Source organism: Clostridium ganghwense, from assembly GCF_026735165.1.
In the GTDB taxonomy this organism is placed as follows: domain Bacteria; phylum Bacillota; class Clostridia; order Clostridiales; family Clostridiaceae; genus Clostridium_H; species Clostridium_H ganghwense.
This window is the reverse complement of sequence record NZ_JAPQES010000004.1, coordinates 174772-190031: the sequence shown is the minus strand read 5'-3', so window position 1 is coordinate 190031 and position 15260 is coordinate 174772. Positions and strand designations below refer to the sequence as shown.

Annotated in this window: 10 protein-coding genes and 2 riboswitches; of the genes, 9 read left to right on the top strand and 1 reads right to left on the bottom strand. The window is 31.1% G+C overall.

The window, feature by feature from the left end; translation table 11 throughout:
* Positions 1–26: 26 nt before the first annotated feature.
* The gene (locus tag OXH55_RS12115; RefSeq protein ID WP_268050241.1) at positions 27–692 is read right to left on the bottom strand and encodes a LysM peptidoglycan-binding domain-containing protein; all 666 of its coding nucleotides are present in this window, start codon (positions 690–692) and stop codon (positions 27–29) included.
* Between the two features lie 156 nt (positions 693–848).
* Here OXH55_RS12115 and OXH55_RS12110 point away from each other — a divergent pair, with 156 nt between their 5' ends.
* The 9 genes from OXH55_RS12110 to OXH55_RS12070 all read left to right on the top strand — a co-directional run bounded on the left by OXH55_RS12110 (position 849) and on the right by OXH55_RS12070 (position 15163).
* Positions 849–1049 (top strand): H-type small acid-soluble spore protein, encoded by a 201-nt coding sequence (locus tag OXH55_RS12110; protein WP_268050240.1) that lies wholly within the window; start codon positions 849–851, stop codon positions 1047–1049.
* Positions 1050–1067: 18 nt separating this feature from the next.
* Positions 1068–1271: a hypothetical protein gene (locus OXH55_RS12105; protein ID WP_268050239.1), complete on the top strand. Its 204-nt coding sequence runs from the start codon at positions 1068–1070 to the stop codon at positions 1269–1271.
* 304 nt (positions 1272–1575) lie between these two features.
* Positions 1576–6087, top strand: a complete 4512-nt coding sequence (gene gltB, locus OXH55_RS12100) for a glutamate synthase large subunit (RefSeq protein ID WP_268050238.1) — start codon at positions 1576–1578, stop codon at positions 6085–6087.
* Positions 6088–6105: 18 nt separating this feature from the next.
* Positions 6106–7542 (top strand): glutamate synthase subunit beta, encoded by a 1437-nt coding sequence (locus OXH55_RS12095; RefSeq protein ID WP_268050237.1) that lies wholly within the window; start codon positions 6106–6108, stop codon positions 7540–7542.
* Between the two features lie 509 nt (positions 7543–8051).
* Positions 8052–8135, top strand: a riboswitch (cyclic di-GMP riboswitch).
* 35 nt (positions 8136–8170) lie between these two features.
* Positions 8171–12463 carry an immunoglobulin-like domain-containing protein gene (locus OXH55_RS12090; protein WP_268050236.1) on the top strand — a complete coding sequence of 1431 codons (4293 nt, stop codon included), beginning with the start codon at positions 8171–8173 and terminating at the stop codon, positions 12461–12463.
* Positions 12464–12883: 420 nt separating this feature from the next.
* A complete protein-coding gene (locus OXH55_RS12085; protein ID WP_268050235.1) occupies positions 12884–13513 on the top strand; it encodes a class D sortase in 630 nt (209 codons plus the stop codon).
* A 94-nt stretch (positions 13514–13607) separates the two neighbouring features.
* Positions 13608–13691, top strand: a riboswitch (cyclic di-GMP riboswitch).
* 72 nt (positions 13692–13763) lie between these two features.
* Positions 13764–14330: a signal peptidase I gene (locus OXH55_RS12080; RefSeq protein ID WP_268050234.1), complete on the top strand. Its 567-nt coding sequence runs from the start codon at positions 13764–13766 to the stop codon at positions 14328–14330.
* 1 nt (position 14331) lies between these two features.
* Entirely contained in the window at positions 14332–14472 is a 141-nt protein-coding gene (locus tag OXH55_RS12075) for a hypothetical protein (RefSeq protein ID WP_268050233.1), read from the top strand.
* Positions 14473–14611: 139 nt separating this feature from the next.
* Entirely contained in the window at positions 14612–15163 is a 552-nt protein-coding gene (locus OXH55_RS12070; protein WP_268050232.1) for a SipW-dependent-type signal peptide-containing protein, read from the top strand.
* The last annotated feature ends 97 nt before the right edge of the window (positions 15164–15260 follow it).

Here is a 15260-nt window from a genome sequence, read left to right as displayed (position 1 = left end):
TTATACACTCTTTCTATAAAACAAATTTAGTTTTGAGGTGCAGTGACTTTGGCATTTGTTGATTTAACTTCATCTTCAGGAATATATATAACTCTATTTTCAGTAAGTAATTTAGCATCTGAAATATTATTTTTCTTCATAATTATATCTGCTGCCTTATTAGCATCCATAGAAGGAAAATATTTTGAAGCTATATGATATAATGTTTCACCTTTAAGTACAGTATGTTTAACACAGTTAGCTGTATCTATAGGATTTTTAGGAATAAGTAAATGAACACCTACAGGTAGAATTTCTGAATTTTTTATATTGTTCATTTCTATAAGTGTTTTGATAGCAGTATTTTCTGAAGACCAAGGCATTAATTTATGTGCGATAGTTGATAATGTATCTCCAGCTCTTACTACATATTCTGTATTGTTTTCTGCAGTTTCATTAGAGTTAGAAGTGTTTTGAGAATCATCCTTTTCTACATTAGTAGTATTACTCTTTTCTTGTTTGTTTGTTGATGAATTATCTTTAGTATTTTTATTACTATCAGGTTTCAAAGATTTTTCATTCATAGTAATAACATTTTCATCACTAGGCTTATCTATCAAATTACTTATACTTCTTGTCATGAAAAATACTCCTAAAAATAAAACTATACCTGAAGAAATAATTATTAATGATTTTTTTAATTTTGAATTCATAGTTTTAAACCCCTTTCTTATTAAGTATTCATCTAGAGTATTGACAGTTTTTAACTTTTAATACACCATATATGAAAAAAATAAAAAAATTCATACATATTTTGATACAATTTTAGAAAAACTTTATAAAGAATAGTTAATAAGGAGGTAGCGGTTATGAATATGAAAAGACTTCATGAAATTATAACTAATAGGGAAAATGTCAAGATATTGTATGAAGGGCATCCCGTATGGATTGAAAGACTTGACAATGACACGGAAACAGCACAAATTAGAACTTTAGATACACAAGAAATTAAGGGAGTATATGTTAGAGAATTGATTAATACAGAAGATGTAGTTAAAATAAAACATTAATAATATAGGAGTGATTTTATGTTTGTTCATAGGAATGTCTATGAAACAAGAATAGGAGACTTCCTATTTAAAGCTAATGATACTAAAGGTTTAATAGAAATTTTTGATAAAAATAATGAGATGGTTGGTTTTGTAAGAAAGGCACCTGAGAGTTATCAGCAATTTCAAGTAATGGCTCATGAGTTATACGATGAAATGAAAATAGGCGGGCTCTTTTTTTAGTTTATAGGGTTTTGGGATTTAATAAAAAATAGAGCATAGACAGAATAGCAGTGTCTATGTTCTATTTTTATATTTATCTAAATTTATAGCATATAAAAACAAGATATATAAAGCAAGAAAGAAAACCCAAAAATTCATAAATACAATAAATTTTAAAAATTATTATTTAAAACAGGTTAAATATAAAGAAAAATGCAATGAAGTTATTGAAAAATTGCATAAATCCATATATAATATTAATTAAAACTGCTTAAAGGGAAAAATAATGTCGAATATAAAGAGAATACAACAAGGGGGTAAATATATGGAAAATAATACGGGTTTGCCTATGAAACAAGGGCTTTACGATCCCCAATTTGAAAAAGATAATTGTGGTGTTGGATTTGTAGCTAATGTTAAAGGTGAGAAAACTCATGGGCTTGTAAAGAAGGCATTGCAAATTTTGGTTAATTTAACTCATAGAGGAGCTGTTGGTTCAGATCCTAAAACAGGTGATGGAGCGGGAATAATGCTTCAAATACCAGATGAATTCTTTAAAATAAGCTGTGATAATTTAGGAATTGAACTTCCGAAGTTTGGAAATTATGCAGTAGGTATGACTTTTTTACCTAAAGAAACAGCATTAAGATATCAATGCGAAGGTATATTTGAGAGAGCGGTTGAAGAAGAAGGACAAAAGGTTTTAGGATGGAGAGATGTACCTACAGATAATAGATGCATAGGTGAAACTGCAAAAGGAACAGAACCTACAATTAGACAGCTTTTTATAGAAAAGTGTAATTGTACTCAAGAAGAGTTTGAAAGAAAATTATATATTATTAGAAAAAGAACTGAAAGTGAAGTTAGAAAATTAGTTAAAAGAAATAATGAATATTTTTATATCTGCAGTCTTTCTAGTAAAACTATAGTATATAAAGGATTACTTTTAGCAGATCAGATAAATGGATTCTATCTTGATTTAAATGATATAAACTTTAAAAGTGCTATGGCTCTTGTTCATCAACGTTTTAGTACAAATACTTTCCCTACTTGGGATTTAGCTCAACCTTTTAGATATTTAGCTCATAATGGAGAAATAAATACTGTAAGAGGAAATAGAAACTGGATGAATGCCAGAGAAGGTGTGCTGCAATCAGAAGTATTTGGAGAAGATATATCAAAGCTGTTCCCTATAATTACGCCTAATGGAAGTGACTCAGCATCCTTAGATAATGTTTTTGAACTTCTAACAATGGATGGAAGAAGTGCTGTACATGCTATGAGAATGCTTATTCCAGAAGCTTGTAAGGGTAATGAATTCATGTCAAAGGATGAGAGAGCATTCTATGAATATCATGGTTCACTTATTGAACCTTGGGATGGTCCTGCGGCTGTATTCTTCACAGATGGAGAAAAGATAGGAGCGACTCTTGATAGAAATGGATTAAGACCTGCTAAATATGTAATTACAAAAAGTGGACTTATTGTAATGGCATCAGAGTTAGGAGTTGTTCAATTCAGTCCAGAGGAAATAGTTAAAAAAGGTAGACTAGAGCCAGGGAAAATGTTACTAGTTGATACTAAAAACAAAAAAATATTTGAAAATGAAGAAGTGATAAAAGAACTTTGTACAAGCAAACCTTATAAAAAAGTAGTTGATAAAAATAAACTTACTTTGGATAATTTTGAAGGGGAAGCAGAAAAGACAAAAATAAATCCTGAAGCTTTAAAAGAGAAGCAGCAAGCTTTTGGATATTCTATGGAAGATATAGAAGTTATATTGAAACATATGGCTGAAAATGGCAAGGAACCTATAGGTTCAATGGGAAATGATACTCCACTTGCCGTTTTATCAAACAAACCTCAGCTTTTATTTTCATACTTTAGACAGCTTTTTGCACAGGTTACCAATCCACCTATAGACCCAATAAGAGAAGGTGTTGTTATGTCTCTTATGAACTATATAGGACCTCAAAAAAATCTTTTAAATAAAGAACTTTCAGAGCATCCATTTGTTGTGATTGAAAGACCTGTTTTATCTAATGATGAAATGGCAAAAATTAAAGGTCTTAGAACTAAAGATTTTAAAGCTACAACAATACCTATAACTTTTAAATCGGATAGTGGAATTGATGGATTTAAGGAAGCTTTAAAATTAATATGTGAGAGAGCTTCACATCGTGTTTCAGAAGGATATAATGTTTTAATTTTAAGTGATAAAAAGGTAGATGGTTACGAAGCTGCAATACCAAGTCTTCTTGCAGTATCTGCTGTTCATCATTACTTAATAAAAGAAAAGAGCAGAACAAAGGTATCAATAATTGTTGAGTCTGGAGAAGCAAGAGAGACTACACACTTTGCACTTCTTATGGGATATGGTGCAAGTGCAGTTAATCCGTATCTTGCATATGAAAGCATAGAAAATATGGCTGAGGAGAAGGAAATTGAAAATAGTCCTAAAGAAGCTGTTGATAATTATATAAATTCAATATGTAAAGGGCTATTAAAAATTCTATCTAAGATGGGAATATGTACAATTCAAAGTTATCAAGGAGCGCAAATTTTTGAAGCACTTGGTTTGAATGAAGAATTTATAAATAAATACTTCGAAGGAACACCTTCAAGAATAGGTGGAATTGGAGTAGAGACTATAGCACAGGAAGTTTTAATGAGACATAACCAAGCATTTAATAGACTTAGAAAGCCTGTATCAGAGCTTGAAGTTGGAGGATTATATTCTTGGAGAAAAGATGGAGAATTCCACTTGTTTAATCCAGAGAGTATATACAAACTTCAGTTAGCTTCAAGAGCAAATGATTATAAAGTTTACAAAGAGTACGCAGAGCTTATAAATAACCAAAGTAAGAATTTATGTACTATTAGAGGATTATTTAACTTGAAAAAGGGAAATTCAATACCTATAGAAGAAGTAGAGCCTGTATCTGAAATTGTAAAGAGATTCTGTACAGGAGCTATGTCATTAGGTTCAATAAGCAGAGAGGCTCATGAAACTATTGCTATAGCTATGAATAGACTTGGAGGAAAAAGTAACTCTGGTGAAGGTGGAGAAGACAAAATAAGATATAGAGTTGACAGCAAAGGAGATAGTAAGAGAAGTGCCATAAAACAGGTAGCTTCAGGTAGATTTGGTGTTACAACTAATTATCTTGTTAATGCAGATGAGCTTCAAATTAAAGTAGCTCAAGGAGCAAAACCAGGTGAAGGTGGACATCTTCCAGGTAAAAAAGTAAATGACTATATAGCGAAAATAAGACATTCAACACCAGGTATAGATTTGATTTCACCACCACCACATCATGATATTTATTCAATAGAAGATCTGGCACAATTAATCTATGATTTAAAAACAGTAAATTCAAGCAGCAGAATAAGTGTAAAACTTGTATCAGAAGTTGGAGTTGGAACTGTTGCAGCAGGAGTTGCTAAGGCTCATGCTGATGTAATATTAATAAGTGGACATGATGGAGGAACTGGTGCAGCACCATTATCATCAATAAGACATGCAGGAGTACCATGGGAAATTGGAGTTTCTGAAACTCATCAAGTGCTTATGTTAAATAATTTAAGAAGTAGAGTTAGACTTCAAACAGATGGTCAACTTAAAACTGGTAGAGATGTTGTAATTGCAGCTTTACTTGGAGCTGAAGAGTTTGGATTTGCAACAACTGCTTTAGTAATTTTAGGATGTACCCTACTTCGTAAATGTCACTGCAACACTTGTGATATGGGTATTGCAACTCAAGATCCAGAACTTAGAAAATGCTTTAAAGGAAAACCAGAATACCTAATAAACTTCTTTACTTTTATAGCTCAAGAAGTGAGAGAATATATGGCACAGTTTGGCTTTAGAACAATGAATGAAATGATAGGTAGAGTAGATAAGATAGAAGCAGAAAAAGCTTTAAGTCATTTTAAAGCAAGTGGACTTGATTTATCTAATATCTTATATAAACCAGATATGCCAAAGAGAATAAAACCATACTGTGTGATAGCACAAGACCACGGTATTGACGAAGCAATGGATCACCATCTAATACAAATAGCAGCTCCAGCCCTTGAAAGCAAGAAACAAGTTCGTGGAAGCTTTGAAATAAAAAATATAGATAGAACTGTAGGAACAATGCTTAGTGGTGAAATTGCTAAAGCATATGGAGAAAAGGGTCTTGAAGATGATACTATAGTATTTGATTTTAAAGGCTCTGCAGGTCAAAGCTTTGGTGCTTTTGGAGCAAAAGGTCTTACTCTTGTACTTGAAGGAGATGCTAACGACTATATTGGTAAAGGATTATCAGGAGCTAAGATAATTGTTAAGACTCCTAAAGAAAGCAGCTTTAAGGCTGAAGAAAATTTCATAGCAGGTAATACTATCCTTTATGGTGCAACTTCTGGACAGCTTTATGTTAACGGAATGGTTGGAGAACGTTTCGCTGTAAGAAACAGTGGAGCAGAAGCTGTTGTTGAAGGAGTTGGAGATCACTGCTGTGAATATATGACAGGTGGAACTGTAGTTGTTATAGGGAAAACTGGAAGAAACTTTGGTGCAGGTATGAGCGGCGGTATAGCTTATATTCTTGATGAAGCTAATGACTTTGATAGTAAATGTACTGAAGCAATGCTTGAAATAGAAGAGTTAAGCAGTAAAGATGAAGACACGGTTTATAATCTTATAAACGATCATTACAAATATACAGACAGTGCAAAAGCTAAAGATATCTTAGCAAATTGGGATACCTACAAGAATAAATTTAAAAAGATTATTTCGACAGCATATAAGGCTATCTTAGAAAAAACAAATAAAAGTGAAAAGGTATCTTAATAGCGAGGGGGTGTAGGTATGGGAAAACTAACTGGATTTAAGGAAATTGAAAGAAAAAATTTCAATAAGCGTTCTATTGAAGAGAGAATAAAAGATTATAAAGAGGTATATATACCATTAGAAGAAGAGGAAATGAAGGAACAGGCATCAAGATGTATGGACTGTGGAACACCTTTTTGTAATTGGGGGTGCCCACTAGGAAATGTTGCTCCAGATTGGAATGACATGCTTTATAAGGGACAATTAGAAAAAGCGTATAAAAGACTTACTTTAACTAATAATTTCCCAGAATTTACAGGAAGAGTTTGTCCAGCTCTTTGTGAGGCTGCATGTGCACTTGGTATAAATAGAAAGGCTGTTTCTGTCAGAGAAATTGAGTTTACTATTATAGAAAAGGCTTTTGCAGAAGGATGGGTAAAAGCTAATCCACCTAAAGTAAGAACAGGAAAGAAAGTTGCGGTTGTAGGATCAGGACCTTCTGGTCTTGCAGCAGCGGCAGAACTTAATTCTGTAGGACATGAAGTTACAGTTTTTGAAAAGAGTGAAAAAATAGGTGGACTTTTGAGATATGGTATTCCTGATTTTAAGTTAGAAAAGAGTGTAATTGATAGACGTGAAGCTATTATGGAAGAAGAAGGAATAACATTTAAAACAGGAGTTGAAGTTGGAGTAGATATCGAAGCTAAAGAACTTCTTGATGATTTTGATGCAGTTATTTTAACAGGAGGTTCAAGTGTTCCAAGAGACTTAAAGGCAGAAGGTAGAGAGCTTAAGGGAGTACACTTTGCAATGGACTATTTATCTCAGCAAAATAAAAGAGTTTCAAATGAGAAATTTGATGAAGAAGAGATAAACGCAAAGGGCAAAAATGTTATAGTTATAGGTGGAGGAGATACTGGTTCTGACTGTGTTGGTACTGCAGTAAGACAAGGTGCTAAAAAAGTATATCAATTTGAAATAATGCCAAAGCCTAAAGAAGAAAGAGATGACACTATGCCTTGGCCGACTTACCCTAAGATACTTAAAACTACTACTTCTCACGAAGAAGGCTGTGAAAGAGATTGGAATGTTATAACTAAAGCTTTTGTAGGAGAAGATGGAAAAGTTAAAAAGCTTTTAGGTGCTAAAGTTGAGTGGACTAAAAATGAAAATGGAAGAATGAGTATGCAGGAAGTTCCAAATAGTGAGTTCGAAGTAGAAGCAGAATTAGTATTTTTAGCTATGGGATTCTTACATCCAAAGCATGAGGGAATGATAGGAGAGCTTGGATTAAAGCTTGATGAAAGAGGAAATGTTTATACTTCTGAAAATGGAATGACAAGCGTAGAAGGAATCTTCTCAGCAGGAGATATGAGAACAGGACAATCTCTAGTTGTAAAATGTATTCATGATGGAAGAATGATTGCTAAAAGCGTAGATGAATATTTGATGGGAGACTCGTTTTTAAGAGGATAATAGAATAAAGTATATAAATTACCGGCATGTGAGATTGTTTTATAGAGGTATATATGTATTAGCAAAGAATCTTTTACTAATACATATATACCACAAAAGCAATCTCACATGCCTATTTTTATATCTATATTAAACTTCTTTTTCTATATCAAAAATCCGATCTTTTACCGTTAAACTTAGTTAAAGATTAATAATAAAGTATTGTATATAAGTTTTAATAGCAAAGCCTAAAGATAGATAATCTCTGTCTTTAGGCTTTGTTTATTTTAATGATTTACTTTTTAATTCTTGTAACTCGTAAAAATTTGATATTAGTTGGATAATATATGCAATATTTAGCATATATAAAGCATATATTTTAATAAATTCTCTAGTTGTACACTTCTTTAATATATAAAAATATATTGAATATTAAAAGGTTTACTAGATTACAAAATTCACTTATGTATGGTGATATTTTTGTATATTTAAAATTAATAGTAGAGGAGGATAACTGAAAATCAAATTTTATAATGAAAGGGGACAATGAAGTATATCACTTATATGGGCACTTTGGGTATATGGAGTCAATAGTGCAACCGACCTTTCTTTAACAGGACAATAGTTTTATTAAAGAAAGGAGAGAAATATGAAAAAAATTAAATTTTCTCGAATTGCACTTGTCTTAGTGTTTATGATGACATTTATGATTAGTACAGGAGGAATGAGTACTAGAGCTTATGCTGTTGAGAATGATGAAGTGATAGAACAACAGCAGGATGTTCAGGTTGGGAATACAACTGAAGAGCAAATTATATCAAGTGAGAAATTAGAAGAAGGAGATTTAATAGAGGGAGAAGTTGATGAAATAGATACAGAACAAGAAGAAAATAAACAAACTTCTACAGAGAATGGTGAAGATGAAGAACAAATTACATCAAGTGAGAAATTAGAAGAAGGAAATTTAATAGAGGGAGAAGTTGATGAAATAGATACAGAACAAGAAGAAAATAAACAAACTTCTAAAGAGAATGGTGAAGATGAAGAACAAATTACATCAAGTGAGAAATTAGAAGAAGGAGATTTAATAGAGGGAGAAGTTGATGAAATAGATACAGAACAAGAAGAAAATAAACAAATTTCTACAGAGAATGGTGAAGATGAAGAACAAATTACATCAAGTGAGAAATTAGAAGAAGGAGATTTAATAGAGGGAGAAGTTGATGAAATAGATACAGAACAAGAAGAAAATAAACAAACTTCTATAGAGAAAGATGATGAAGATGAACAAATTTCAGCTGAAGGAGAAGAGGGAATAAGTGAGGAGACAGAGTCAGAAGAAAAAATGAATGAAACAACTACAGAAGAGAAAAAATCAGATGTAATGGTTCCGGCGGAAGAAATAAATTCAGTAGAGGATGGTTCAGAAGAGACTGCAGTGGAAGGGCAATCACCAGCAGAAACACCAATAGAAGAGGTCACAAAGACCGAATTATTACAACTAGAAAGAGTAGAAAATAATGCAGAAGAAATTGAAGAGAAAACGATAAATCTAGAAGTAGGAGATGAAGAAGAAGTTCCATATAAAGTTGATGGATATAAATTTGACAACTGGCAAGGTGATTCAAGTATAGCTAGTATAAAAGAGAAGCCATTTAAAAGAAAAATAGTTGCAAATGGTGTGGGAACTACTACTATAACAGTGACGTATCGTAAAAGGATTAGTGGGATAATTCATCGTGAATATGATTATAAATCAGTAAGTTATAAAATTGAGGTTAAAGCAAAACCAGTAACAGGAGTTACTATTACAGAAGATCATGCTGGTTGGTTTGAGAAAGAAAGTTTTGAATTACTTACAAATAAAAATAAAAAATTATATGCTCAGGTAGAACCGAAGAATGCTACAAACAAAAACGTAACATGGTCATCAGATAATGAAAAGGTAGCAACAGTAGAGAATGGCTTGGTTACATCACTAAATCCAGGAAAAGCTATAATAACGGTAACTACAAAAGATGGAAACAAGACTGATACCTGTGAGGTAACTGTAAAACCACGAAAAGACGATATTTGTGCTGGCGATATTAAATTTATAAATCCTGATGATGAGCATAAACAGTTAGAGGCAAGAATAGATGAGACAATTCAGTTGAATTTTAGAGTGAAGAATACTGATAATAGTGGAAGTTGGGGAATAGACCATTGGTTTGGAGTACATTATGAAACAATGAAAATAGAGTTTTCTAATGGGATAGAAACTCAAATTAAGGATGAATCTTTTGGATATGGACCTTTTGGACCAGGAGATATTGTTGATTTCCCAGTAAAATATACAGTTAAACAAGAAGATTATGATAATAGTGAGGACCATAAATTGCGTATAACAGCTACAGTTACAGCTGTGTGTAAAAGCAATATTTTTGGTTGGAAGATTATAGAAGATACAGACACTAGTACTATTGAAATAACTATAAAACCTAAAGATGTAGTAAAGCCAGAAATAAATTTAAATGAGAATATATTAGAGTTAATAGTAGGAAATATTTCAACGTTAACAGCAGATAAAAAACCTCAAGAAGCAAGTGTAATATGGAAAACAAGCGATGAAAAAATAGCAACAGTGGAAAATGGAAAAGTATCAGCAGTATCACCAGGAAAGGTAAATATAACAGCAATTATTGAAGTTGATGGTAAGGAATATAGTTCAATATGTGAGGTTACTGTAAAACCAGAACGGGTAAGTGTAACAGGAAGTACAAATGGACTTGGTACAGTAACTGTAACAGGAGCTACAGAAGGAGCAACTTTAAACTTATATAGACGATTATCAGATGAAGAAAAAATTCATATTGGAGAGCCATATACATGGAAAGAAAATCAAACGGAATATAAATTTAAAAATGTATCAGCTGGAAATGATTACTATGTAACGCAAACAGTAAATGGAATAGAAAGTAATCCATCAAATCCAGTAAATGTAACATTTAGTAAGTTTGATATTTTTAACAAGGTTACTAATAATCTTGATGGAACTTATACAGCGGTTTGGGGATACAAAAATAATACTGCAAAACAAATTATAGTTAATAAAAATAATAGTAAATTTAATAAGAAGGGTGCAAAATTTATAATTAAAGGGAACAAAAAACCACTTAATGTATTTGAAAAGGGAACCTATGACACGGCATTTACAACAACATTTTATAAAAAGAATTTAGTTTGGACTCTCAAATGTCCGGATGGAGAAAAAATAACTTCAATTGCAGAAGCAGGCCCAGAAGCTGAAATATCAGAAGTAGGTACAAGTGAAGATATTAAGGTTAAATATGGAACAAAATTAGAGAATATCGAATTTCCTGCAACAGTTAAGTGTGCTTTAATGATTGGAAATGTCCCTAATAATGAAGGAATAGATGTTGAAGTAGAGTGGCGAGAAGGACAAAAAAAATATGATGGAAATAAAGCGGGCGAATATGAATTTGAAGGAACTTTATCACCTCCAAAAGGAGTGAAAAATACTGAAAAAGTTGCAACAATAAAAGTAATAGTAGATTCAGAACCATATATCCCACCATACATTCCACCTACACCTTCAAATCCAGATGAAACTCCACCAGTAATAACGTTAGAACAAGGAACAGAAATAGTAGAATTAGAAGTTGGTAGTGGACAATATGATGTTAGAAGTAATGTAACAGCATTAGATAATAAAGATGGAGATATTACAAATTCAATTGAAGTAACTGGAACAGTGGATACAAGTGAAAGTGGAGAATATACTCTAAAATATAATGTAAAAGATAAAGCCAACAACTCAGCAGACGAAGTTATAAGAACAGTAAAAGTAGTTAACTTTGTTAAAAATGTAAATATTATAAAAGATATACCTGTACCATATGGAACATCAGAAGATAAAATAGGATTGCCAGAAAATGTTCAAATAACATTAAGTGATGGTTCAAAACCAGAAATTCCAGTAACATGGGATAATTCAACGCCTCAATACGATGGTAAAATAGCTAAAAAATATGAATTTGCAGGAAAGTTAGATTTATCAAAATTACAATATGTAAAAGAAACTGAATTAAAAGCAAAAGTAAATGTAATAGTAGCACCGTATGAATCAAATGGAACATCTCATAAATCACATCATTCATCCAATAATTCAGATACTACTAACCCAGTAATTACATTAATAGGAGATTCAAAAGTAATTTTAGAATTTGGAGCAGATTATAAAGATGCAGGAGCAACTGCAGAAGACAATAAAGATGGAGATATAACAAATAAGATTGAAATTGGTGGAGATAAAGTCGATACAAACAAAGCAGGAAATTATAATATAACCTATAATGTAAAAGATTCAGCAGGAAATAAAGCAGATGAAGTAAAAAGAACTGTAGTAGTAGAAGATGAAGTAATAATTCCAGCAGAACCAGAAATTCCAGAAGGTACTCCAGATAAGAAAAAACCTGTTATTACATTAAATGGGGATTCGGAAATAAATCTTAATTTAGGAGAAAAATATGAAGAATTAGGAGTAACAGCTGTAGATGATGTGGATGGAGATATAACAGATAAAATTGAAATAAGCATTAATGGAAAAGATGAAAAAGTAAATACAGACAAAGAAGGAACTTATGTTATAACTTATAAGGTAAGTGATAAGGCTGGAAATAAAGCTGATGAAGTAGTAAGAACTGTAGTAGTTAAATCTATAGAAGAAGATAAAGAAATAGTAGTTCCAAGTGATAAAGTTCCAGAGGGAACACCTAATGATGTTGTAAAGGAAACAGCTGAACACCAAGCTAAAAAAGAACTACCTGTTCTACCTAAAACAGGTGGACAGAGTCCGCTTATAAATTATATTACAGGAGCCTTTATAGTATTACTAGGCTTGAAAATTAGAAAAAATACTAAAGCGGATGAGAACGAATAAGGTTTAGTATGAATTCGAGGGAGTTTGCTCCTTCGAATTCTTTATTAAAATTCCTTTTTCAACGTTAAATCGAGTTAAAGATTAATAATAAAGTATTATATATAAGTTTTAATAACAAAGCTTAAATAGAGAGAATATCTATGTTTAAGTTTTTTGTGTACCAATAAGGGAAATATAAAAGAAAAACGATGATGTAAATAATTAACATAAATGAAAATAAAAACTTGATATTAGTAATGAAATGTAAAACAATAAATAAAAATGCATTACGAAAAAGGAAAATAATTCCAATAAAATACATTTTTTTCAATGAAGTTTTGTTATAATTATTTTGGTAAAAGAATTTAATAGAAAACAAATGCAATTATGCGATGTTAATAGTTTAACAGAACAAAGTGAATTTTAGAAGGAGTTAGCAATATGAAAAAAATATTTGCTGTTGGTTTAATTGTTTTGGGAATTATTGTTATGATGTATCCCAAGATAAGAGATGGTTATAGTACATATAAGGAAAAGAAAGTTCTGAAAGAATATGAGCAAAGCTTAAGAAATATAGGTACTTTAGAAAATGAAATTAGTGATGATAACCTTCTTAAAAATGAAGAAAATAAAAAAATACAAAAAATATATGAAGATGCTACTATTTTAAAGATAGATAAAATAAATCTTTATATGCCAATTTTAGAGGGAGAAACTAAAGAGAATCTTAGAACTACTGTTTGTCATATGAAAAACACAGGAAAGCTTGGTGAAGTTGGTAATTATGCTATTGCAGGGCATAGATGCTATAGCTATGGAAGACATTTTAATAGATTAGATGAAGTTGAAGTAGGAGACGAGCTTATAGTTTTTTCAATGGATAAAGAATACAAGTATAAAGTATTTAAGAAATTTATAGTAAAGCCAGAGGAAGTTGGAGTATTAGAGGGAAATGGAAAAGACAAAATGATTACTTTGATAACATGTACTCCTATTAGAGTGGCTACACATAGGTTGATTATACAAGGTAAGCTTGAGAGTGTATCGAAAAGAGTTGATAGCGAAGGATAATTTGCTGATTCGAAATATTTATAAAAATATAAAATTTTAGTAATACATTATTGAGGTTAAGCATAGATTTTAAATGTAAAAGTAACAATAAAATAATTATAAGGGAAACTATGATATATGTTCTGTATTTGGGCACCTAGGACATATGGAGTTAGTGGTGCAACCGCCCCCTACTAATAAGATTAGTAGAAGGCGGTTTTTTATTTTACATAAAACTGATAAATCTTTAGAAAATAGGAGGGAAGAGCGAATGAAAATAGTTAAAAAAATACTAAAATGGGTAGGGAATATAATATTTATTCTGCTTATCCTGTGTGTTATTGGAACGTTTTTTTCACTAATACAGGCAAAGAGGCATCCAGGAAAAATACCTTCACTTTTTGGATATAAAGGGTTAACTGTATTGACTGGTAGTATGAAGCCACAAATACAGCCAGGTGATGTAGTAATAGCTAAAGATATAAATCCAGAGGAAATAAAAGAAGGAGATATAATAACCTACAGATTGAATGCAAGTACATTAGTAACTCATAGAGTTGTTGAAGTAATAAATAAAGATGGGCAGATACAGTTTAAGACAAAGGGAGATGCCAATAATGTTGAAGATGCTAAATTGGTTACTTCACAGCAGCTTATAGGAAAGAACGTATATTTCATATCTAAAGGAGGAAGTATTGCTCAGTTTATTAGAACACCTAAGGGATTTGTAATGATTATTCTGATTCCAGTAGCAGTTTTAATTGGAAGTGAGCTAGTAAAAACTATAAAGAAAGAAAAAGAGGAGAAGAAAAAAGATAATGAAAGATTAGAAGAATAATTTGGAACAGTTGAGAATTGAAAGTGGAAAGTTAAGAATACTTTGCTTTAGCAAAGTTTTAATAAAAATTAATACACTTTACGACTTTAAAAGTAAGGGTGGTGAAAGTTGGAACATAAAAACACAGTTATTTAATATGTAACAAAATAAAAAGGTTAAGTTTTAAGATGAAACAGAACTAATAAAAAAAGACAAGAAGCTTTTAAAAAGACAACTTGCCAAAATTTTAACTTGTATTTATCATCATATCACAAAAAAGTAAATAAAAGGGGGATTTTATAATGAAAAAAACTATATTAGGTTTATTATTAGCAGGAGTATTGGCATTTGGAGTAGGTATGGGAACTACGGCGTATTATTCAAGTGAGGTTGAATCTACGAATAATATAATTCATGCAGCTAAGTGGGATATAAATGCAGGTGACTTCCAAACAACTGCAGGATTCAACTTTAATGGTGAAAAAGAAATTTATCCTGGTTGTGAGATAACGTCAAATAGTGTTACCATAACCAATAATAATACAAATACAAATTTATCTGCTGATTATGTATTTACAGTAAATTTACAAGATAATAATACCTTAAATAAATTGATTAATGAACAGAGTAGTCCAGCAGAATTATATGTTGTATATAATGGGATAGAAAAGAAACTAGAATTTGGAGGTGCAAATACAGCACAAGTAGAATTTGATAATATCTCAATAAATGAAAGCAGAACGTGTTCCTTAAAACTTAAATGGGGTTTTGGTAATAACGATGACGATAACGTGTATAACGACAAAGATATAACAATAGATATAAAATTCGTTGCTAAGCAGCATCAAATTTAAATTGATAAATAATATTTCATATGGGAAAGTTAACCGATACTTTCCCATATGAAATATTACGAAGAATTCAAATAAATAGATTATATTTTTTATAAAA